The organism is Lacinutrix himadriensis, assembly GCF_001418105.1.
Classification (GTDB): domain Bacteria; phylum Bacteroidota; class Bacteroidia; order Flavobacteriales; family Flavobacteriaceae; genus Oceanihabitans; species Oceanihabitans himadriense.
The window spans coordinates 162757-187713 of record NZ_LIQI01000024.1 but is presented as its reverse complement, the minus strand read 5'-3'; the positions used below and the strand labels follow the sequence as shown (position 1 = coordinate 187713).

Here is a 24957-nt window from a genome sequence, read left to right as displayed (position 1 = left end):
TTATGGAAGTAACAGATTTAATTTCTATAACCACCTTTTGTACCCATTATAATGTGCCAGTAACGTTTATTAATGATTTACAAGATTATGAACTGATAGAGATTGTGGTTTCAGATGATGATAATTATATTAAAACAACACAACTTAACGAGCTTGAAAAATTAATGCGTTTGCACTTTGATCTTCATATAAATTTAGAAGGTTTAGATGCTGTATATAATTTATTAGAACGTGTAGAAAACCTGCAAAGTGAAGTAATATCCCTTCAGAATACATTAAGACTTTACGAAGATTTATAGACCACAATAATGGAGAACATACAGCAATTATTTCAAGATATCCTCTTGTAAAAATTATTCTTAAATACCTTATAATCGTTGTATTTGTATTGTTGTGTATTCAGTTTATTAGAAGATTTTTAAAACGAAATATTGCCAATACTTCGATAAGATATAAGTCGCAAAAAGGTGTAGAATTACTAGGCTATTTTATACTGGCCTTTATTACCATTTTATATTTTACTGGAAGCATTAAAGACTTTACCGTTACGCTAGGATTGCTTTCCGCAGGATTAGCATTTACATTACAAGAATTAATATTAAGTATTGCAGGTTCTGTATATATCTTTATTGTAAAAGTATATGAGCCCGGAGATCGAATAGAAATTAACGGCATAAAAGGAGATGTTATTGATGTCGATAGTATTTACACCACCATGATGGAAATTGGACAATGGGTGCAAAGTGATAATTACACCGGGAGAATTGTAAAACTGAGCAATGCATTTGTGTTTAAAGGACCGGTTTATAACTACTCTAAAGATTTCCCTTTTATTTGGGACGAGTTTAATTTACCCATACGATATGGCTCTGACATAGAACTTGCGAAATCCATAATCATTGAAGCAGCAACCACCACACTTGCCGAATATACCAAAGCATCTAAAGACCAATGGAAGGAAGTTGTAAATAAATATTATGTTGAAGATGCTATGGTAGAACCTACACTAGCAACTACATTAACAGACAATTGGATACAATTTAACCTAAGATATATCGTCGATTATAAAAAAAGACGATACACAAAACACGTATTAAACGATATTATTAGAAAAGAAATTGAAGCTACAAATGGTAAAGTCATTTTAGCATCTGCTACTATTGAACTAATTAAAATACCTGAAATAGAAGTTAAAAAATAACCATTTTAGAGTTTTCAAACGATTATGCGAAGCCATTCTATATTTAAAATAGTCCTATTATGCCTAGCAATTTTGGTTATTGATTCCCTTGCTTTTTATTGGCTACAATCAATTACACAACTTATTCCATATCCCTTTTTAACGACAGTAATTCATATACTTTTTTGGGTATTTACAGTAGGTTTAATTACAGCAATTATGGTCTTAAAAATAAGACTTGATCATGTAGACCAAAAGAAAAAACAATTACTTATATCGTCTTTATACGGACTTACTGTATCTTCTTTTATTCCTAAAATAATTTTTATAATTGTAATTTCTATCTTCTATTTTTCAAACTATATATTAACAGAAAGACAGTCGCTTATCGTCATTCCTCTAATAGGTTTATTCTCTGGTTTTCTACCTTTTTTTGTTATTGTAAATGCCATATTTAAATCTGCTTATCATTTTAAAATACATCATATAAAAGTTACTTTTAAAAACCTTCCAAAGTCTTTTGACGGGTTAAAGATTATACAAATTTCGGACTTACATTTAGGGAGTTTTAATTATCGATACCATCTATTAGAAAAGGCAGTAAAAAAAATAAATCATGAAAATGCAGATTATATATGCTTTACTGGAGATTTAGTAAATAATTATGCTTGGGAATTAAATGGTTGGGAAAACACCTTAGGAAAACTAACCGCAAAAAAAGGTAAATATGCCATTTTAGGAAATCATGATTATGGAGACTATAGTAATTGGGATACGGAAGAAGAAAAGGAAGCAAATTTTAAAGCGATAAAAGCGTTTTTCAACAAAATAGATTTTAATCTTTTATTAAATGAAGCACATATAATTGCTCGTAATAAAGAAAGAATAGCCATTCTTGGTATTGAAAACTGGGGAAATCCACCGTTTAAAAAATATGGTGATTTACAAAAAACGTTAAGTGAAGTCCAAACTATTCCTTTTAAAATATTATTATCTCATGATCCAACACATTGGAATGAAGAGGTTATTGATAAAACCGATATAGCCTTAACCCTATCTGGTCATACACACGGTATGCAGGCAGGAATAAAAATTAAAAAGAAAGAATGGAGTCCTATTAAATATAAACACAAACATTGGGCTGGCTTATACCAACATCACTCACAATACCTTTATGTTAATCGTGGTTTGGGCTGGCTAGGCTTTCCTGGAAGAATTGGTATGCGACCAGAAATAACATGTATAGAATTAAAAAGAAAGCTGTAGGCATAGACTGATATTTATCATAGGCGTCTTCAAATAGTATTTATACTTTTAATACTATATAATAGTAACTTTAAATTCCAATAACATGAAAAAAGTAATTTTTGGTTTATTTATTTTTGGTGTAACCATGCATTTATATGCTCAAGAACCTACAATCACAGAATTAGAAGAAGTTGTATTGGTAAATACCAATTATAAATATCTTAATGGTACAGATGCTGAAGACTTAGCTATTCCTGTTGAAGAATTAGAACTGAAAGCAGCAAATTTTGATATTAAAACATTAGATGTTTATACGGATGAATATGATTTCTATGATGTATATTTTATTATACCTGAAGGAAAAATTCTTGCAACGTATGATAATGATGGGAATATTTTAAGAACTGCTGAAAAATTTAAGGATATAGATTTACCGATTTCTGTAGTAAAAGCTGTTTTCAAAAGATTTCCAAAATGGGATATTACAAAAGATGTATATTTAGTAAACTATAAAGAAGGTGAAATTGCGAAGAAAAAATATAAACTCACATTAATTAATGGAGATAAGCGTATAAAAGTAAAAATAGATGCAGAAGGAAATTTTCTTTAAAAGCTCTAAAAATCAACACCATTGACAATTAAATCAAAATAGCCATGTTTAAAAATTTAGAAAAAAAAGAAATCGATTATATTTTAGAGAACAATTATATTGGTCAATTAGGATACATATTTAACAGCGCACCTTATGTAGTGCCTATTACTTATTTTTTTGATAAAGAAAACAACGCGATAATATGCTATTCTGGAGATGGACACAAAATGAATGCGATGCGTAAAAACCCTACAGTTTCTTTGCTAGTTGCAGATGTTGACAATGTAACCAATTGGAAATCTGTTTTAGTACATGGCAAATTTGAACAACATTTTGGTAGTGATGCAAAAGCCTATTTACACAAATTCTCTTTAGGAATTAAAGATATTATTTTAGAGAAAGAACAAAGTAAAGCAAACTTTATTAGCGACTTTTCTAGCAAGATTTATAAGGATGATATTCCTGCTGTATTTTTAATAAAGATAACGGAAATAACAGGTAAAAAACGTTTAGACTTTAAAGCATAAACGTTAAATTAAAAACATAAAAAAAGAGCTACATATTAGCTCTTTTTTTATTGGTATAATTCTATATTATTTATTTAAATACCGATTAAACAAACTCACTTGTAATGCACGTTTTGCATCTTCAAACAACTGCTTCACTTCGTTTATTGTAGATTTTCTTACTACTGCTATTTCTTCTAAAGTTAAACCTTCATTTGTAAATAGTTCAAAAACTTGACGCATTGCAAATGGCAGATTATGAACAACAAAAGCAGTATGATTTTTTACTGTACTTTGCTCTAAATGTTTATCTATTTTATCTATAAAAGCGACTTCATTATCTTCAACAAAAACAGGTTTTAGTTCATAATCGTTATGGTTATATGAACTATCGCTTAGCTCTTCAATTAACAATAAATCACCATCGGCATCTTTTGTATATTTTTCTTCCATGGCATCCCATTCTGGTTTGGAATAGGTATCTATATTCTTAAAAAAGAATTCATTAAACTCCTCTTCTACTTGAATATCTTCCATAATTTCATCTGCTTTTAAATACAACCAAGCATAGAAATCTTTTTCATGTTTCACCTCTTCAATATGATCGTAGATTTCAATAAAAAGCTGATCAATAATATCGTCTCCTTTGTATTTTCCTTTTGAGAAATTCCCGTTGCTAATAAAAACATTTAGGCCTCTATTTATATAGTTCCTTAAGCTTGGCAATATTTTTAAAACCAAAGCATTAAAGGCCTCTTTATCTCCTTCATTCTTTAATTTAAGAAGACTAGTGTAAGACTGTTGTACAAATAGACGAAACTCTTGTTTGTTTTGATAATAACTAATATCTGTTTTCATAATTGCGATATATAATGTATTAATAGAATATAAAGTTGCGATTAATACCCGAGAAATAATATGATATAAATCACCTGAAACTAGAATCCTACATTTTAACCAAAGACATAAACAACTTATTTTACTTTTTATTTAACGCCTTCTTTTTCTGCTTCTTTTTTCTCTTGACGCTCTAATTTTTTAAAATAACCTCGAACTAAAAAGTTATGTTTCAGTGCTTCCATATTTTGATTAAACTTGTCGGTACCTTCATTTATATTTTCGAGAGATTCTTGCAAACTTTTAACAGCATCTTCATCTTCTGTGATATAATTAAAGGCACCATTTCCTTCTTTAAAATTGGTAATGGTTTCCTTTAAATTATCTACCACTGTTTTTATATCTTCACTAGATTGATTCAAATTAGAAATCATATCTTTTACTTTTTGCGCTTCTTCCGCATCATTAAGTAATACTCCTGCAACACTATTTTCTATATCCACAGCACTAACTAAAGTCTTAATATCTTTCATAGTTTTATTGGCTTCCATGCTTGTTAATTTTAAATAATGAATGGTTTGTTGCAACTCGTTAGACGTAATTGTGTCATTAATAAGCATCCCTAAAGTTCCTTTTCCGCTGGTAATAGCATTGGTTATATCTAATAACTTCGAGGTCAGTAAAGCTGCATTTTCATTGGTTGTATTCAATGTATTCAGCATTTCTCCTGTTCCAATTTTAGAATAAGATGCAATGGTGTCTCCAGATGAAATAATGGTTGCGTTTCCTTCTCCAGGAATAATATTCACAATCATATTACCAACCAAACCATCGGAACCAATGGTAGCAATAGCATCTTTTTTAATATGGGACATCATTTTTTCATCAATAAACATGGTCACTTGAATTGTGGAATCATTTATCATTAAAATATTTTTCACAGTTCCTACATGAATACCAGAATAACGCACGTTATTTCCTTCTATTAATCCGTTAACATTATTAAAATTCGAATTTACCGTGAAGGTTTTCGCAAATAAATTTTGGCGCTCACCAATAAAATAGATCGTCCCAATAAAAAGGAGTGATCCCAGAATAACAAAGATTCCTAATCTTAATTTCTGACTATTTGTTTTTTCCATCTTCTATATTTATATTATTTAAAGAACGCTTTTACTTGCGCGTCTGTGGAAGTTGATAACTCGCTATACGTACCTTCCACATAATTAACACCATCCACTAGTAACACAATACGCTCAGATACTACTCTAGCACAATCTACATCGTGTGTAATTATTAATGAAGAGGTTTTATATTGTTTTTGAATACTTCGCATAAGCGCAATAATTTCTTTTGAGGTTATAGGATCTAAACCACTAGTAGGCTCATCATATAAAATAATCTTTGGTTTTAAGATTAAGGTTCTGGCTAATGCAATACGTCTTTTCATTCCTCCAGAAAGTTCTGCTGGCATTAAATCTACAGTATGCAACAAGCCTACACTTTCTAAAGCTTCGGTTACTAACTCGTCCATATTAGAAGCATCTTTAAACCTGGTTTTATGTCTTCGTAAAGGAAATTCTAAATTTTCTCTAACGGTCATCGAATCATATAAAGCGCTTCCTTGAAAAAGAAATCCGATTTCGGTTCGCAAGATGTTTAAGTCTTTTTGGTTTAAAGTATTTATTTCTTGATCCATTATTTTAATACTTCCAGAATCTGCTTGTAATAACCCAACTAAACATTTAATCATCACCGATTTCCCCGATCCTGATTTCCCCATGATAACTAGGTTTTCTCCTTCATATAGTTTCAAATTAAAACCATTTAAAACGGCATTATCTCCAAAGCTTTTTCTTAAATCCTTAATCTCTAACATTACAGATTTAGTTTCTATGTTTTCTATTGCTTTGGAATTGTTTTGTCCTGTGTTCATAATTTTAAAGATCGAAAAATATATCGGTTACAAAAACGGCTATAAAATCTATAATAAATAATAGCATAGAAGAAAATACTACTGCAGAATTAGCAGCTGCTCCTACGCCAACGGTTCCCTTTTCACAATTATAACCTTTAAAACAACCAACAAGAGCAATTGCAAATCCGAAGAAAAACGTTTTAATAGTAGCGGGAATAAGATCACTAAAATCTAAAACATGAAACACTTTATTAAAATAAAGCATGAAGGAAACTTCACCTTTTATATTTTCGATAATATAAGATCCAAAAAGCGCAATAGCATCCCCAAAAAGCACTAAAAGCGGTAACATAAAAGTTGCGGCAACAATTCTTGTAACGACTAAAAACTTGAAAGGATTTGTACCAGAGACTTCCATGGCATCAATTTGCTCTGTTACTCGCATAGAACCGAGTTCTGCGCCTATACCAGAAGCTATTCTACCTGCAAAGGTTAAGGCTATAATTACAGGTCCTATTTCTCTAATAATGGATAAACTAACCATAGATGGCATCCAAGATTCTGCACCAAACTCTTCTAATGTTGGTCTCGTTTGTAAGGTAATCACTAAACCAATAATGAAACCAGTAACTCCAACCAATAAAATAGAACGATTACCTATAGCGTAGCATTGCCGTATAAGCTCTTTAAACTCAAAAGGTTTGGTAAACACTTCTTTAAAAAAGCGCTTAGCAAATAAAGTAAGTTCGCCAATTTCTATAAAAAAAGATTTCAAACCATTTGAATTACTCATTATTAAGTATTTATATTTCAAATATAGTTGGAAAAGACAGCTATAAAAATGACATAAATCATAGTATCGCTATATCTAAGTAAAAGAAACGGACTCACAAGAAGAATAAAAACACATTGCAACATACCGATTTCAAACTACAAAAGCGCCGTATAAAAAACATCTTTTATACGGCGCTTCTGCTTTAAAAATAAAACGATTTACTTTACATGTGATCTAGTCTGTGTACATTCGCACTCACTTATACCTTGTAAAAAGTCGAATCCTATAGTTACCATATGCGTACCTGCGTTATAACCAGACAACTCATTTATGGTGATTTGATAAGCATATCCGAAATAAAAGTTAGACTTATTAAAACCAACCATTGGCCCAAGGTTTAAGGGATTAAAAAATTGATCATTCAGAAAACGATAGGAAATTCCTCCCCAAACATAATCTTCATTTCTACTAAATTTTCTTACTTTAATATTTACATCGGTACTAGATCGATCATCACTATCAAAATATTGAAAATATAAGGAAGGTTCAATTTCGATTTTTTTATCTCTAGGATTTACAAGTACGATTCCTGTATATGCTTGATAATTTAAAAGTAAATCTGGCTCTACTCCAACAAAATTATCAATCTTTTTAGGTAAAATATTACTAGCATTAAAACTAAAATAAAAACCTTTATTTCTATACAAAGCACCAATATCAAAGTTATTATTCGCAATATATCTATCGTCTGTTACTCTAGGATCTATTACTGGCATGCTCTCTGTAGGTCTGAAATTATGGATATCAATTTTAAACGTATTATAATTATACGAAATCCCTAAAGACAAATATTGTTTGGAGTAATAATCTAAAGTAAGGTGATGTGCAAACGAAGCTTTAAATCCTTTTTGGACTGTGTTTCCATTTCTATCATTATATAAAGATAGTCCAACACCCGAACGATTACCTAGTCTAGCGTCTACATATAAAGACTGATTATCTGGAGCATCTTTAATACCAACCCATTGTGTTAATCCATTCGCTCTAATTTTTATATTGTCGCCAATACCGGCATAAGTTGGAGAAACTACGAAACTATTATCTGCTAAATACTGCGTAAACACAGGTATGTTTAGCTCTTGACTATAACTTACTGTCAAAGACAATAAAAGAATATATATGGTTAATTTTTTCATTTTAAATAGTATTTAGTTGGATAATAAAAACACATGACGATTATCGGTATAATGTAAAGTGTCCTACGAAATCTCTGTTTTCTGACGGGTCATTTAATTCAATAACATACCAATAATCTCCCGTAGGAAGTTCTGTTTGGTTGTATCTTCCGTCCCACTTTTCACCTCTACGTAATGTTGCTATTTTACGACCATAACGATCAAAAATAGAATACTCAATGTTTTGGTATTGATTCACACATTCTGGAGCCCAACCATCTAAAACACCATCGCCATTTGGTGTAAAATAGTCTGGAATACAGATATCAACAAATTCAAAATAACCTGTAGCTATTGCCATACAGCCATTACTATCGGTAACCGTTACGGTATAGTCTCCAGATTCGGTAATCATGAACGTGCTTGTAGTTCCAAAATCTTCCCCATTAAAGGTATACTCATAGTTACCAGACCCTCCTGTAACCACAGTAACAATCTCATTAAACTCACCATCTATAATATCAAGTGTTAACGGATCAAAAAATGAAATATCGAAAAGCGCTGTTCTTTTAATACAGCTATTGGTGTGTCTTACATCAATATAATGACCTATTCCAGGAACCACATCTATAAAGATATTACTCGCTTGATATGCTCCGCCGTTTAAAGAATAATCTAAATCGGAAGGATCTGTAATACTATCGTCTACCGTTACGGTAACCACATTACTGGAAACATTATTGACACAACTATACTCTATATTCACTATCGGATTAATCGTTACAGATTCTGGGAAAGTGATATTCCATTCCGATTCACAACCAAAACTATCTCTTATAAATACCGTATGATCTCCACCAATTAAGTCTGTAAAATCAAATTGCGTTTGTCCTATTGCTCCTGTAATATATGGTCCATTATAATCATCTAAACTCACAGCATACACAGGTGTTCCTCCTGAAATATCAATACTAAACTCTCCATTATTATCTCCAGAACATATTTCTGGCAAAATGGATCCTGAAACAACACTAAGTAGCACAGGATCTGGCTCATTTATGGTAAAACTAAAAGTCAAATAGCAACCTAATTCATCTTGAACGACAGCATCATAATTTCCTGCTGCTAAATTTTCAAACGTATTGGTTTCAAAAAACTGATTCATTTGCGGAGAAATCGCATATTTAATAATACCTGTTCCACCCGAAGCATTAATAATTAAAGAACCATCATCTGCGCCATTACACGTTATATCATTTACTATAAAAGTTGCTGTTAGTGGCGCTGCTGGCTCTGTAATGTTAATGAGTGCAGATGTTGTAAGACAATCTCCACTAACTACCTCTACTTGATAGGTACCTGCAATTAATTCTGTAAAAACCCCTGGGCTTGTTTGTGTTGCTATAATTGGAGTTCCAGAAGCATCTTGTAATGTATATACATAATTCCCTAAACCACCTGCTGCCACTGCAACCACAGCACCATTATTATCACCAGCACAATTAATAATCACATTGGTTAATGTTAAATCTATGGTTAAATCTGGAAGCGTATCAATAGCAATATCATTAGAAACATTAGAAACACAACCATTCGCATCACGCACATAGTACATGTAAGTTCCTTCAGATACTGGAAATGTAATTGTGTTTACAAAGGTACCTATCACCGGCGTGAAGTTACTATTAGCACTATAGGTATATGCGCCTGTTCCGCCTGTCGCACTTAAAGTAAGTGTCGCCGGACTGAAACAAGTTAAAGAAGTTTCTTTTACTAAACTTGCTTCTACTTCTGCTGGTGCTTGAATAGTGATATCTGCGGAAGTAATCGTACAGTTAAAACCATCTGCTATAGTAACAGAGTATACTCCGGCTGCTAAATCGGTAAAGACATTAGACGTTTGTGGTCCGGAATTAGTAACACTTGGCGATGCACTATTTAAAGTATATGTATAATTGCTTCCTTGTCCGCCAGTAACATTCGTTACCGTTAATGTTGCATCTTGATCTCCAAAACAAGACAATACACTTGGCGTTAGAATGAAAGTACTATCTATTGGAGGTGTTGCTGCTAAATTTACATTTTCGGAAACAATACAACCTTGAACATCTCTTACATTCACTACATAATTTCCTGCAAACAGTCCTGTAAATGTTCCGTTAGTAGAATATGCAACAGTAGCATCTCCAGTTAATTCATATTCTAGATTACCCCAACCACCGGTACCAACAGCTGAAATGGTACCTATACCATCCAAACAGGTTACCGAAGTTTGTGTTGTGGTAAGTGCCAATGCTTCCGTAGGTCTTGTAATTGTAAAGTTTTCACTTACGGTACAAAAAGGACTTCCTATTAAAGTAGCATTTATAGTATACGTTCCTCCTGTTAATCCTGTAATATTAACTGGCCCTGCATTTGCAGTTGCTCCAGAATTTACGGTGGTACCAGAACTATCTAAAATAGTATAGTTAAATGGTCCGGATTGATCTGGGTTTGTACCTGTAACAACCTCATCTACAAAAGTAATGGTAACACTACCGCTGTTGTCGTTATAACAAGTAACATCTATAACTGCATCTACAATAAGATCGAAAGTATTTGGACTGTCTACATAATGTACACTTTCAAGCGTACATCCGGTATCTAAATTTAATACGGTAATACTGTAGTTTCCAACATCTAATCCGGTAAAGATTCCTGTTGTATTTGTTTCACTATATATACCACCTGTTACAGCACCAGTAACATCTTCTACTGTATATTCTAAATTTGTTGGCGTACCAGTAGTTCCTGAAGCGGTAACAGTAATATCTTCTAAATTAGTACAAGTAATCGCATTATCTATGGTAACGGATATCGTATCTAGATCTAGATATGGATTGATAATAACTGCTGTTAGTGTACTTCCTAAACAACCTTGATCGTCATACACATTCACGGTATAACTCCCTCCAGAAGCATCCGATTCGGTATACACATTACTACTTCCAGATTGTACGACTGTACCACTTTCTAGAAATTCATAAATAGTGTAGGTTCCAGAACCTCCAGTAACACCAGTTACCGTTATGGAAGCATAATGAATGGTGTTCGTTCCTGTAGTACAAGTATATTGTACTGTTGCTGGTGCAGGAACATCGATAGCTATTGGTTCATCAACAAGAACATTAGCTGTCATTATACAACCTCTTCCCGAAGTTACTTGTACCGTATAGGTACCTGCTGCTAATCCTGTAAATATATTTGAACTTTGTGGCGCTACAATAATTGGCGCAGTAATCTCATACGTATAGATTGGATTATCATTACTAGCAGGTAAATCTACCGTAATGACACCATTCGCATCTCCATTACAAGTTACATCGTTAACACTAGTAGAAAATAATACAGGTGTTGCCGTATCTAATACTACGCTAGCATCTTTAGAACAAGATGTTGTAGCATCTGTAATAGTAACGACATAACTTCCAGAAGGTACTCCAGAAAACACATTTCCGGTTACCGTTATGGAAGCAGGATTAGGACTTATAGCATAGGTATAACTACCAGTTCCTCCAAAACCTGCTACTGTAATTTCTCCATCGTCATCACTACAACTTGGTGATACCGCAGCTAGTGTTAATGCTATTGGATCGTCAATAGTATATGTTGTTGTATTCTCACAACCATTAGCATCTTGCACCGTTATCGTATAAGTACCTGGAGCGCTTACTGTAAAAATAGGACTCGTTTGAAAACCGTTTCCTATGCTATATTGGTAAGGCGCTATTCCGGAAGCTACATTTACAGTAAATGTATAATCGTTTGCTGCACTTAGACATGGAGAACCTGTAACCGTTATTCCTGTTGGAACAGGATCGGTAGCAATCGTAATTGTTAAAGGTGAAGAAATAACACAACTATTAGTATCCTGAACATAGACATCCCACGTTGTTGAAATCGTTGGATCTAAAACAGCAGTATTGGAACTAGAATACGTTCCTACTGGCGCACCACTTACTACAAAAGAATAACTGTAAGATCCATTTCCTCCGGAAGCAGTTACACTTACTTGAGCACCCGCATTACAATTTGCATTAATAAAAGGGTCAGCCACTAAACTTAATGGTGTAGATTGAGATACGGTTATAGATGTTGTCGCTGTACATCCTGTTGCTTCATCGGTAACTACAATCGTTTGTGTACTTGCAGCTGTTAATCCGTTTATGGTAACTGTAGGATTTGTTTGTCCGGTTACCTGTGGATTTCCATTAATAGAATAACTGTATGTTCCTGTAAAATTAGAAATTGTAAATAACACTTCTCCATCTGTTCCTGGGTTACAAGTAACATCACTAATTAACTGACCGTTAACTTCTATATTATCCACATCTTCTAACACATATAATTCTTGGTAAGAACAACCATTTGCATCTGTAATTTGGAACGTATAACTATCTGTTGTTAATCCGGTGAAAATACCATTTGTTGCACCTGTAGTATTTGTTGTTGCACTTGCAGGAGATAAAATCTCATAACTTAAGGCTGCAGTTCCTCCTGTTGCAGTTAAAGTAATATCACTAGTACTAACTAAACAAGTAATTGGCGTTGCAGAAAAATCTAAATCTGTTGGAGAATCTAACGGATTAACAATTAGAGCACCTGTAACCTCACATCCATTTGCATCTCTTACGGTATAATTAATAGTTTGTACCGTTCCGTTACTGTTGACGGTATATGTATTTGTTGTTGAAAACCCAGTACCATTAAAATCATAATAATACGCGCCAGAAGCGGTAGGCGTTCCATCTTGACCTAATACCGTAATAACGGTTGCAACATCACAAGTAGTGGTTGCTAAAACCGAATCGGTTGCTGTTAATGGCAACGGTTCTGTGATAGTAATTGGAGTACTTGTATAATCACAAGCATTAGCATCTATAACGGTTACTGTATACGTTCCTTGGGATAATCCGCTAAACACATTAGAACTTTGTGGTGTTCCAGAATCTAACTGGTACATAAAAGGACCAGTAGATGACGTCGTGGTTACCGTAATAGAACCATCACTACCACCATTACAACTCACATTTATTTCTGCTGTTGTAAAAGTTGTTGACTGTATAGCATCTAAAACATAGGTTACTGTAGACGTACAACCTGCAGCATCTGTAACCATAAACATATATGTTCCTGCTGTTGTTGTGGTATATACATTGGTACCCATTGGACTATATGTAGAACCACCATCGGTAGATACTTCATAGGTATATAATGTAGTATCTCCTCCTGTCGCGGATAAAGTAATTTCCGCATTTGGTGTTGCACTACAATCTAATGCGCTAGTTAAAGCAGCACTTAATAATAGTTGATCATTAACAATATAAGGTGTGGATGCCACACAACCATTTCCATCTTGTAGGTATAAAGTATACGTTCCAGAAGCAGAAACCGTAAAATTAGGATTGGAAACAAAAGTAGTTCCATTCATACTATATAACGGACTTCCAATAGCAACACTACCAGTAATGGTAATATTTAGAGGGTTACCGACAAAACAAGGTGTCGTTTGCGGATCAATTGTTGGTTCTGCATCTTTAGTTAGAGTAACATCAAAATCTCTAATACAACCATAAGCATCGATAGCATAAACGGTATATCCATTTGCTACTACAGTAAATGTGTTAGCAGATGCCCAACCTGTACTTGTTGCGATTGGAGCAGTATCTGAATCTAATAAAATTTGATATTGATAAGGTGCTGTTCCATCACTAGCAATTGCAGTGATAACTCCTAAATCGTTACAATTTTCATTCGAAGAAACCGAAGCTGTTAAATTAAAATCTATAGCAGATTCTGTAATATTAAATGGGGAAGCAGTTACAATACTACAACCAGCATTTGTACCAGAGGTTTCAGTAATTAAAACATAATAGTTTCCAAAAGGTAAAGGTCCTAAGTTAGAAATAGGAAGTGATCCACCTGCAGGTACTGTTCCATTTCCATTAACACCCGTTGTTATTTGTGATAAGGAATCAAAAATTTCAAAATCTACATCAATAGCACTAGTTTCCGGATTATGTACTGTGAAGGAAACATTACCATCTGCACTTCCTGTACATGTTATATTATTAGAACTTACAGTATCTACTGTTAAAGTTGAGTTCGTTGGAATCGGAGCAGCTGCAGTTTCAAAATAAGTACAACCTGTAAGCGAATCATAAACAATAAAAGTATATAAAACACCTGTTGTTAATCCTGAAAAGGTAATAGAACCAGGTGATGTCTCTAGTTGCCATGTTCCTCCTGGTGGTGCTGTTGGAATAGTACCATTATAAATATCAAAATAGAAAGGCCCCGAACCAGCTAATGTAGTACTTACGGTAACCACAGCTTCTCCACCTGTTACACAGTCTGCAGTCGCGTCAATAGTAATATCTAAATCATCTGGAGGAGAAGCTACTAATACATTTTGAATTAACACGGAACATCCATTGGTGTCCACAACATTAATTTGGTATAAACCGAAATCTACAACATCAAAAGTAGTAGATGTATCTCCTATATTATTAAGTTCTACCTCATCGTAACCATTAGTTCCTGTAACAAAATAGTTGTAAGGTCCTGTTCCTCCTGTAACACTATCCACAATTACCGATCCTTGCGAAACTCCACTTGTAGTACATGTGATTGGCACTGTAGAATGGTTAACAATAATGGCAGCTGGTTGTAAAATACTAATAGGCTCTACTTCTGTACATCCTCTCGCATCCGTTACAGTAACTGTATAATCTCCTGCTGGTAAACCTGAAGTTTGTGTGCCATAAGAAGTACTTGTGGTTGTATTATATACTTCAAAAACAAATGGCGCTTGACCAAGTGTAATATCTGGTGTTATAGAAATAGCACCTGTTTCTTCTCCATTACAATTAATGAATCCGGTTTGTGTTACTGTAATGTCTGGGTTGACAGCTGCTGTAATCTCTATCGGCGTTGTTGTTGCTGCCGTACAAGAATTAGCATCCGTAACCATAAAAATATAGTTTCCAGGTGTTGTTGTGTTTAGTACGCTGGTAGCCATATTGGTATATGTAGTACCTCCATCTGTAGAATATGCATAGGTATAAACCGATGCATCTCCTCCTGAAGCTGTTAGTGTTACTTCCGCTTCCGCTGGTAAAACACAAGTAATATCTTTATCTAATACAGCAGCAAGTGTTAATTGCGGATTAACAATAACCGTATCTGTTACTTCACAACCATTACCATCTCTAACGGTTATAGTATATGTTCCTGCAGTTACTGTAAATGTATTTCCTGTTTGATAATTAGTTCCATCGATACTATAGATTAACGTAGCAATACCTGTTGCCGTTGCTGTAATTGTAAAATTATTTCCTGTTCCGGTACACTGGTTATCGATACTTGCAGTAACGCTAGGTAGAATATCACTTATAATAGTTATGGTATCCATAACTACACAATTATTACTATCCATTACGTACACATCAATTACCAATCCTAAAACACTAGTATCTACCGTTGTTGAAGTACTGTAATCACTACTAGCGGGAGCTGCACTTCCAGAAGTTACATACGCATAGCTATAACCACCAGTTCCTCCTGATAATGTTGCAAAATTCATAGTTGAAGTAACCGTGTTACAACTGATATTACTTGCGTTTACTGTAAAAGTAATTGGAGTTACTGGATCTATAGTAATAGATGCAGAACTAGTACAACCTGTTGTAGTATCTACAACATCAAACGTATAGGTTCCTGTTGGTAAATTAGTTACTGTAACTTCATTACCTGTTTGTGTGATTGTTCCTGCTGAAGGCGTTAATGTATAGCTATAGTTTCCTAGACTACTAACATCTGTCATTGTAAAAACAGCAGTTCCATCATCCGAACCAGAACATATTTGATCTGTGTTTGTTTGCGCTACTGCAATATTAATTGCTGGTGCAATGGTATGAGAAGCAGTAGTTGTACAACCATTACCATCTGTTATTTGAAAGGTATAATCTCCAGGACCAACATTGGTAAAGATTCCACTTGTTGCACCAGAAGTATTAGAAGTTGCTGCTGCTGGAGCAGTAATTTCGTATAAAAATGTAGCTATTCCATTTGTAGCATTTACAGTCACATCTGTAGTGGCAGCATTACAAGTAATGGTATTAGAATCCACAAAAGTCATTCCTGTTAAAGGATGGAATGGTGGAACTTCAATAGTTTCTGTATCGATACAACCATTAGCATCTCTTACCGAAAACATTATGGTTTGCGCTGTAGTTGTATTGGTTACTGTTAATACGTTTGTAGCAGTATAAGTTGCATTCCCATTAAAACTATACGTATAATTACCAGCACCACCAGAAGCAGTTACCGTAATATCTGTTGTAGTACTACAGTTGGTATTATTCGATAAAGTAGCAGCTGCAACAATCTCTGTTGGGTTATTTAAAGTAATGGTATATATAGGAGATACACAGTTATTACTATCTTGAATTTGATAGGTATAATCTGTAGTTGTAGCGGTGGTAGTATTTGCATCCAAGGCATCATAGAATGACGTAGTTGAAAAAGCACCTCCATTAAAACTGAAAGTATATCCGCCAGAACCATCTGCCGCAAACAATTGAATTTCTCCATTTGCATCATTAAAACAAAGTGGATCCACACCGTTAGCGGTTCCTGTTGGCGTTGAAATAGCATCCACAGTATTGACTTCCGATGTTGCAATACAACCTAGTGCATCCGTTACCTGAAATTGAAACGTTCCTGCTGTTGCCGTTGCATAAGTGAAAGGAGTACCAGTAGTTCCTAAATCGGTGTATGTTCCTCCGTTTTCAGATACTGCATACGTAAATGGCGCAGTACCACCAGATATAGTTCCTGTGATTACAGCATCTGGAGACGTTGTACAGTCTAAATCTTTTGTTATTATAGTACTTAATATTAATTGAGGCTCTATGGTTTCCGCAGGTAAAGTAACCTCACATCCAAAAGTATCTCTTACGGTTATGGTATATGTTCCAGGTGTTAAACCATTGAAAATATTGTCATTTTGAAATGTGCCTCCATTGATATTATATTGATATGGTGCTACACCTCCTGAAGCAGTAACTTCTAGAGTTGCTCCATTTGTTGGTTCATAGCAAAAATTAGAGGTCGTACTAATTATTGCCGTTGGTGCCGTTGTTCCACTTAGCGTAAGTGTTGTTTCTGCAGTACAACCCAAAGCATCTGTTACTTGCACAGTATAAGTTCCCGCAGCAACATCTGTTAACGTACCATTTTGAAAATCGGTTACTGTAAAAGGAGAAACGGTATCTATCAATTGAAAAGAATATCCAGGCGTTCCTTCAGTTGCAGTAGCTGTAATGGTTGCGCCATCCACACAATTCACTTCTGTATTAGTAATACTAATTTCTAAAGGATTTGATGAGGTTATCGTTTCTGTAAAGTCAAAAATACAAGTATCTGCCGCATCCTCATAACGCACTTGAATATTATAGGTGGTATCTGTTAATCCGGTAATCGTTTGTGGCGATGTTGTTTCGGTTATCCAAGTTACACCATTATCCATAGAATATTGAAAACCTAAAATAGGGTCAAAATTTTGTACTGCAATTGTAATTTCACCATCTGCATTACCAGAACAACTTATCATTGAAGTTGCTGTAATATCTGCAGTAAATGCATTTCCGGAAGGAATAACAAAAGGAAAATCTACAAGATTCGCACATGCAACAGGAAGTTGGAATACTTTCAAATCATCTATTGCTACATCGTTTCCACTAACTTGTTGCACGTTGGATCTTAAAATGAATTTCAAACTAGTATTCGCTCCAGGATCTAAAGTTATTGGTGTTGTAGGATATTCTACCCAGTTTTCTGTTTTAGGAATATCTCCAGTATTGTAAAATGATATTTCTGTACCAGAACCATCTACTAATGCTACTCTTAAGTTAGGGTCATATTGCGAATTTCCAGTTTCCAGCAAATTCATAGCAGCAAACTCTACTTGTATTGGCTGATTTGGAATAATATCAAATATTTGTTTTTCATATAATATTTCGGTTGCAGGAATTGCTGCTCCAATATTTACAACCATAAATCGTCCGTTTGGTGTTGCAGGAATCGTTACCGGTGTATGATCTATTGGGTTTATCCAAGTACTAAATGGATGTACAATACTAGAAGTCACAGAATAATCACCATCGTTAATTGCTGGATTGTATCTACACTGTGTTGCAACAACCTGTCTTTCAAAACAATAATACGTCGGATTAATTCCAGGAGAAGTAGTGTCTTCACCATAACCAAATGTCTCATAAAGTAAATTACTAAAGGTTGGCACCGTTAATAAAGTGTACTCTACACTAATCGTGTGTGATCCTGAAGGTACATTTACAAATGTTTGAGGATCTGTTGTATTCGAATTAAGTGTACCATCTAAGTAATAATCGTATGCATAAGAAGTTCCTCCATTATTAGTTACCGTTACCGTTGCATTCCCCGAACCATCACAATTAAAAATAGTTTCACCAACTTCAATCGTTGGCGCAGGAGGTTCCTGATCTAAAATGGTATCCTGCATAACAAAAATACAGCCATTTGCATCCCGAATGTAAACGGTGTACGTTCCCGGATTTACAAATGCTTCATTAGATGTGGTCCAAGTCGCCTGGTTATCAAAACTATATTCATAAAAATTTGGACCAGGAAATGGTGTTCCTCCTTGCGGATTGGTAATTCTAATCGTCCCTTCTCCCGATGGGCCACAACCTGCAAGTGCAGAGATTCCTGCTGTAGCTGTTAAAGCTTCATCTGGTTGGTTTATGGTAATCGTTTCTACGGTTGTAAAACATTCAGAAGCACCAAGCGTGTATTTAATTATGACTTCATAATTACCACCATTTAGATTTGTAAAAATAGAACTGGAAGTAAAAGTTGTTCCGTTGTCTATACTATATTCTAAAGTATATCCATTTGCGTTGGTAACATTAATTTGAATCTCGCCGGTAGTATCATTATAACATAAAACATCGGTTTGACTAATCGTATATTCTGGAGCTGGGATATCTACTATTTCAATAGTCGTACTAGCACTACAGTTGTTAGCATCTAATACCGTAATATCATAAGTCCCTCCAGCGGTTACCACTATTTCTGGTACCGTTTGAAAATCTGTTGTACTATTTATATAGTAAAAATAAGGAGGTGTTCCGCCTTGCGGATATACTGTGATTTCACCATCGGCACAGGTTAACGGACTAGTAATAGCTGCTGTAACTGTTAATAATGGAGGTTCAGAAATTATAATATCTTCTGTATAGGTACATCCGTCTTCCGTTTCCACTAAAACAGTATAAGTACCAGGATTTAAATTATTAAATGCATAATTATTTTCCGTAATCGGACCAACACTATTTACAAGTGTAGCGCCATTATGGATGGTGAAAAAATATTGTGGTCTAACATCATTTGCAACCAATTGAATACTTCCTTTATCACCATTACAAAGTGGTTGTGTCACGTTTGTAGAAACCGTAAAATCTCTTTCTCTAATTTGAATATCTGGAACGGTAAAAATACAAGGGTTTGTAGTTACTCCAGTTTGTCTAATATAGATTGTATAAATACCTGCAACGGTAACGGAGAAAATATTACTAGCCTGGAAATTTGTTCCATCTATGCTATATTCATATCCGGAAGGAACACCACCAACTGTAATTTGACCAGGAGTGGTACATATAATATCACGAGCGTTAACCGTCGGAATTAAAATATTCTGATATACATTAAAATAAAACTGATTAAAACATCCACCATCATAGTTTAAAGTTAACCTAAACTGTCCGGAAGTATTCGCTAAAAAGTCTGGCCCTGTTCCAACTTGCGTCCAAGTACAAGAAGTATTTTCATTGGCACAATCTGTATCGGAAACTGGTGCACAACTTGCTTCGTCTAATTGTTCCCAAATAATCGTAGATGCATCTGCAATATTTGTTTCGATAAATACGAAATCATTGGCACCACATAAAAATATATTTGGCAGTAATTTTCCATCATTCGGACAAGTAACAACTTCATCTGCATACGGAATTACAGGATTTGTAATAGAAGCACCATACGGCGTAACTGTAAATATTTGATCTATAGATTGACAAGGAGCTACAGCAGCATTATGCACATAATACGTACCAACATTGGTCACTGTAATTGTTTGTGTTGTACCTATTACGGGCGTACCTGTAGCACTTGTAGACCAAGAATATGTATCATAACCATCGGCTGCAGTTAACTGTACACTTTCCCCACAAAGCACTTCATTTTGTGTAAATATACAGTCGTTTAAATCGGCAAGAAAATTAGTCGCTTGCGGTGTTAATAAACAGCCAGTATTACTATTTACACTAGGATCATCTGTAATTTCATAGTTAGGATTTGTAACACCTGTATAGGTAGCAAAAGCTTGATTATTAATAATATTAGAACAAGCATCATCAATTTCATTACAGTTTTCAACAACAGTTACATTAATTCGAATTTCGGAAAGAGGGTATCCTTCTTCTACATAGGAATTAGCTACACTAAAAACAACTTCTCGAGTAATAGGATCATAACTTACAATCGAAACACCTGGAGGTAATTCTAAACCCGTTGGATAATCAAAAATGGTATTAATAGGAAGTATATCTCTAATAATTAAATTTCCAGCGTCATCATTTCCCGTATTCTGAAAACCAATAACGTAGGTTAAAGGCTGGCCTAAAGCAACCATTTGTCCTCCAATATCGGCTCCAAATTCATCCAATACTATTTTAGTAAGAACAATATTAGGCTCTATAATTTCTACAGCAATAGCAGACAGATACACAAAGTAAGTATCTCCTTGTGTTGCCAAACTAATTGTTGCATTATTAGAATCATTTGCAATAACAGAATTCCCAGGATTGGGAACCGCCATAATTCCTGTATCAAAACCTAAAGTATTTGTACTGTTAGGATTTCTATTCATTACAGGAGTTGCGTCCAGTTGCGTTACAGAACTATCAAAAAAATTGTTTGCAAGACGATCTACCGTAGACATGTTTACGCCATTAATTCTTAATCTATCTCCTTGAATTGGTTTATCTCCTTCTAAAGCTGCAAACGCAAAGTTTGCTCTTACAGGTATAGGTGCTGGTACTGTTCTAAAACCAGAAACAGGAATATCTAAATTAGGGTTGTCGGCAAAACTGATGGCACTAAAACCATCAAAACTAGTAATTGATTTTCCTGGTAAAGTTGGATCTTCAAAAACGATAAATAAAGACCAACCTGCAGAATATCCAGTTCCGTTATAAGGTGTAAAATCGGATGTTTCTCCTTGTGCAGTAGAAACATTACCTATAGTATAGGTACCTAGATTATTTGTAAAACCATTAACTATACTTGTTACATCTGCATAACAAGAATACGGATAACTAGCACCCGTTGCTACTCCTCCAGCACTATAAATTGGCGTTCCTACAACATCATTATAACCTCCTTCCGGACCTTTAAATTTGACATTTGTAATTGGATCTGTTCCATTTGTAACTGCTCCCCAATACAAACCTGCATGTATAATTCTATAACAACCAGGATTCGGAATTTCTAAATCTGCACTTGTAGAATTGAATGTTGAAGGATCTCCATCAATATCAATATATTGCATATCGACATTATGATTATACACATTATCATTATTGAAAGCATTGTTGTCTGGGCCTAATATATTATTCCCTATCAACCGAATATCTCCTTTTAGGTCTTGATTAAATCTAGGTGTAAATGGGACATAATTCTGAGCGATAGACTGCAAGCAGTTTGCTAGTAATACAATTACTAATACGATCTTAAAAAAAGTAGGTTTTTTCATGCTATACGTTTCATACATTTAAACCATTTGGGGGATGGGTTAAATGCTATTTTTTACTTCAAATTTTCATCAATTTTCTATTTTAATAACAGACATTTTTCCATTATAAGGTTTGCTACCTTTAGCTTCTAAAGCTTGCATAGCTCCATCTACGTAATCAAATTTCTCATAATAAATAAAGTATTTATTGGTATTTACATCAAAGAAAAAATTAATATTAGATTGTCCTGTAGAGACTACTTTTTCTATAAAGTCATCTCTTTTTTCTTTGTCACTATGTACTGCTATTATTATATAATATCCTTCTTCTATGTTTTGCATACCTTTTAAGATTTGTACCGTTGCACTTTGTGCTTCTCCAAAATCAAAATCTTCTGCAGCAATAGGCTCATTACTTACAGGTGTATTTTCTATAATGCTTTCTAAAGTTGCTTTATCCTTTAAATATCGATCTTTCTCATTATCATAAACGGCACGTTTAATTCTTCGTTTACGTTCAAAATCTGTAGCAATCTTTATACTTTCTAAAGTAGACACTAATTTTTCTTTTGCTCTTTTAGATTGTAATTGTTCTTCCTTTAAAGTTTGAATTGCATTTAAATAATATTGATTCGTTTCGTCCTTTTTATTGGAAACATCTTTAAGCCTATTATTATACAGGTTTTCTAATGCTACTATTTCTTCATTACGCTCCTGAATAACTTGATCTACTTCTGTTTGTAAGGATTCTAGCATCCTATTTTCTGCAGCAATACTTTTAAATGGTTTAGGTTCTGAATAAATACCTTTTTCGCTTAAATCATTTTCTTCTTTTAAATCTTTAAGGTCTTTATCTTTAGTAGCAACAACTTCATTTAATTTCTCGAATAGTAACTCTTGCTTTTCTTTAGATATTTTTGCAGATTCCGTAATTGCAAACATCTCTTTTGCTATCACATCTTTCTGTGTTATTTCTGATAAAGATGTTTCTTTTTCTAAAGCTTTATCTGCTTCGGCCGCTAACCTAGCATCTTCTTCTTCTTCTTCTGCTTGTGCTTTTGCTGATGCTTCCGCCGCTAACCTAGCATCTTCTTCTACTTGTGCTTGTGCTGCTGCTAATCTTGCGTCTTCTTCTGCTTGTGCTTGTGCTGCTGCTTCTGCTGCTAATCTTGCGTCTTCTTCTGCTTGTGCTTTTGCTGCTGCTTCCGCCGCTAACCTAGCGTCTTCTTCTGCTTGCGCTTTTGCTGCTGCTTCGGCGGCTAACCTTGCGTCTTCTTCTGCTTGTGCTGCTGCTCCTGCCGCTAATCTTGCGTCTTCCTCTGCTTGTGTTTGTACTGCTGCTTCTGCTGCTAATCTTGCGTCTTCTTCTGCTTGTGTTTGTGCTGCTGCTGCTGCCGCTAATCTTGCGTCCTCTTCTGCTTGCGCTTTTGCTGCTAATCTTGCATCTTCATCGGCTTGTGTTTGCGCTGCTGCTTCTGCTGCTAACCTTGCGTCTTCCTCTGCTTGTGTTTGTGCTGCTGCTGCTGCTGCTGCCGCTAATCTTGCGTCCTCTTCTGCTTGCGCTTTTGCTGCTAATCTTGCATCTTCATCGGCTTGTGTTTGCGCTGCTGCTTCTGCTGCTAATCTTGCGTCTTCTTCTGCTTGTGCTTGTGCTGCTGCTTCTGCCACTAACCTTGTATCTTCATCCGTTTCTTCTAGTGTTGCTGTTTCCGCTGCTAACTTAGCATCTTCCTCTGCTTGCGCTTTTTCTGCTGCTGCTGCCGCTAAAAGCGCATCTTTATCTGCCTTTGCTTTTATCTTTGCCGCTCTTGCATCTGCTTTTTCTTTAGCGATTATAGCTCTAGCTTCTAAATCCACTTTTGGTTTTGAAGAAACCACTCGTCTTTTCTTCTTTTTGAAAAGCATCGTTTCTTCTTCATCATCTCCACTATAATAAAAATTATTTGTGTTTTTAAATTTATATGCCAACGTAATATCATGTGAAGAACCAAAAGCAGAAAGATCACCAATAGCCTTCTCATAGTTATACTCTATAGCTATTTGCGAAGTAATATTAAGTCCGATACCACCTGAAACACCATATTGTGTATTATAACCAACTTGTCCCCAAATTCCTTTAGGCACCGTAAGCATTGCTAATCCGGAAAGCACTGTTTTGTCTTTTTTAAATTCCGATTTTATAATACCAGAAAATTTACTTTCATCTAGAAAACCATAACTACTCATATATCCGGTATACATAATATGTGCCTGAATAACTTGTTGCGGATCTTCTTTAAGAAGTTGTGATGTTTTAAAATTGTACTGTACTAGATTATTTACGGAAAGTCCGAAATCAAAAAATACCGTTCCGTAATTAATTCCAGGACTAACACTTAAAATAGAATTGGATGGTATATTTTCTAAAGAAGGATCTGCCACATTGGTAACCACTTTACCTTCATTGATACCACTTTGATAAAAGCCAATATTCAATCCGAAAGTTAAATTACTATCTGGTTGTAGCATGGCATTGTAGGCTAGGTTTAAAATTCCGCCATAGGAAGTTAAAACACCGTAATTTTGTTGAAAGAAGCCAATACCAACTCCTATATTCTCTCTAAATCTACCAGAATAACTTAATAAATAGGTTTGCGGAGCATCTTCAAATTGTACCCACTCTCTTTTATTATTGATACTTATATATTTGTTTTGCTCTCTTACAAAACTAAAAGTTGGGTTAATATTAAATCTATTAAATTTCAATGAATTTCTTACAGGTATAGCTAGCGAAATCACCCCATCTTCTTCTTGTCCAAAGAAGCACTGAGTGATACCAAAAAATAAAGCTATTACGAGTAATGTTTTCTTCAT

Annotated in this window: 12 protein-coding genes; 5 read left to right on the top strand and 7 right to left on the bottom strand. The window is 34.5% G+C overall.

Going from position 1 to position 24957, the window contains the following annotated elements:
* The first annotated feature begins 2 nt into the window (after positions 1-2).
* The 5 genes from AMD28_RS12605 (at position 3) to AMD28_RS12585 (ending at position 3547) form a co-directional block, all read left to right on the top strand.
* On the top strand, positions 3-299 hold the full coding sequence (locus AMD28_RS12605) for a chaperone modulator CbpM (protein ID WP_055444498.1): 297 nt from the start codon (positions 3-5) through the stop codon (positions 297-299).
* 89 nt (positions 300-388) lie between these two features.
* Positions 389-1201, top strand: a complete 813-nt coding sequence (locus tag AMD28_RS12600; protein WP_241492504.1) for a mechanosensitive ion channel family protein — start codon at positions 389-391, stop codon at positions 1199-1201.
* Between the two features lie 198 nt (positions 1202-1399).
* Positions 1400-2446 (top strand): metallophosphoesterase, encoded by a 1047-nt coding sequence (locus AMD28_RS12595; protein ID WP_241492503.1) that lies wholly within the window; start codon positions 1400-1402, stop codon positions 2444-2446.
* Positions 2447-2531: 85 nt separating this feature from the next.
* Positions 2532-3038 carry a nicotinate-nucleotide adenylyltransferase gene (locus AMD28_RS12590; protein ID WP_055444495.1) on the top strand — a complete coding sequence of 169 codons (507 nt, stop codon included), beginning with the start codon at positions 2532-2534 and terminating at the stop codon, positions 3036-3038.
* 44 nt (positions 3039-3082) lie between these two features.
* Entirely contained in the window at positions 3083-3547 is a 465-nt protein-coding gene (locus AMD28_RS12585; protein ID WP_055444494.1) for a pyridoxamine 5'-phosphate oxidase family protein, read from the top strand.
* 66 nt (positions 3548-3613) lie between these two features.
* On the opposite strand, the gene AMD28_RS12580 is transcribed toward AMD28_RS12585, so the two are convergent.
* The 7 genes from AMD28_RS12580 to AMD28_RS12550 all read right to left on the bottom strand — a co-directional run bounded on the left by AMD28_RS12580 (position 3614) and on the right by AMD28_RS12550 (position 24957).
* Positions 3614-4384 (bottom strand): RNA polymerase sigma factor, encoded by a 771-nt coding sequence (locus AMD28_RS12580; protein ID WP_055444493.1) that lies wholly within the window; start codon positions 4382-4384, stop codon positions 3614-3616.
* Positions 4385-4512: 128 nt separating this feature from the next.
* The gene (locus tag AMD28_RS12575) at positions 4513-5505 is read right to left on the bottom strand and encodes an MlaD family protein (protein WP_055444492.1); all 993 of its coding nucleotides are present in this window, start codon (positions 5503-5505) and stop codon (positions 4513-4515) included.
* A 14-nt stretch (positions 5506-5519) separates the two neighbouring features.
* Positions 5520-6299 (bottom strand): ABC transporter ATP-binding protein, encoded by a 780-nt coding sequence (locus tag AMD28_RS12570; protein WP_055444491.1) that lies wholly within the window; start codon positions 6297-6299, stop codon positions 5520-5522.
* Positions 6300-6303: 4 nt separating this feature from the next.
* Complete coding sequence (locus AMD28_RS12565; RefSeq protein ID WP_055444490.1) at positions 6304-7074, bottom strand: MlaE family ABC transporter permease; 771 nt, start codon at positions 7072-7074, stop codon at positions 6304-6306.
* 200 nt (positions 7075-7274) lie between these two features.
* On the bottom strand, positions 7275-8252 hold the full coding sequence (locus AMD28_RS12560; protein ID WP_055444489.1) for a PorP/SprF family type IX secretion system membrane protein: 978 nt from the start codon (positions 8250-8252) through the stop codon (positions 7275-7277).
* A gap of 40 nt (positions 8253-8292) precedes the next feature.
* Entirely contained in the window at positions 8293-22125 is a 13833-nt protein-coding gene (locus AMD28_RS12555) for a T9SS type B sorting domain-containing protein (RefSeq protein ID WP_055444488.1), read from the bottom strand.
* 69 nt (positions 22126-22194) lie between these two features.
* Positions 22195-24957, bottom strand: coding sequence for a PorP/SprF family type IX secretion system membrane protein (locus tag AMD28_RS12550; RefSeq protein ID WP_055444487.1), 2763 nt, complete (start codon positions 24955-24957; stop codon positions 22195-22197).

Coding starts and splice junctions, on each gene's coding strand:
- AMD28_RS12595 (WP_241492503.1), top strand. CDS start 1,400: ATGGTCTTAAAAATAAGACTTGATCATGTAGACCAAAAGAAAAAACAA.
- AMD28_RS12570 (WP_055444491.1), bottom strand. CDS start 6,299: ATGAACACAGGACAAAACAATTCCAAAGCAATAGAAAACATAGAAACT.
- AMD28_RS12605 (WP_055444498.1), top strand. CDS start 3: ATGGAAGTAACAGATTTAATTTCTATAACCACCTTTTGTACCCATTAT.
- AMD28_RS12585 (WP_055444494.1), top strand. CDS start 3,083: ATGTTTAAAAATTTAGAAAAAAAAGAAATCGATTATATTTTAGAGAAC.
- AMD28_RS12565 (WP_055444490.1), bottom strand. CDS start 7,074: ATGAGTAATTCAAATGGTTTGAAATCTTTTTTTATAGAAATTGGCGAA.
- AMD28_RS12555 (WP_055444488.1), bottom strand. CDS start 22,125: ATGAAAAAACCTACTTTTTTTAAGATCGTATTAGTAATTGTATTACTA.
- AMD28_RS12550 (WP_055444487.1), bottom strand. CDS start 24,957: ATGAAGAAAACATTACTCGTAATAGCTTTATTTTTTGGTATCACTCAG.
- AMD28_RS12575 (WP_055444492.1), bottom strand. CDS start 5,505: ATGGAAAAAACAAATAGTCAGAAATTAAGATTAGGAATCTTTGTTATT.
- AMD28_RS12580 (WP_055444493.1), bottom strand. CDS start 4,384: ATGAAAACAGATATTAGTTATTATCAAAACAAACAAGAGTTTCGTCTA.
- AMD28_RS12560 (WP_055444489.1), bottom strand. CDS start 8,252: ATGAAAAAATTAACCATATATATTCTTTTATTGTCTTTGACAGTAAGT.
- AMD28_RS12590 (WP_055444495.1), top strand. CDS start 2,532: ATGAAAAAAGTAATTTTTGGTTTATTTATTTTTGGTGTAACCATGCAT.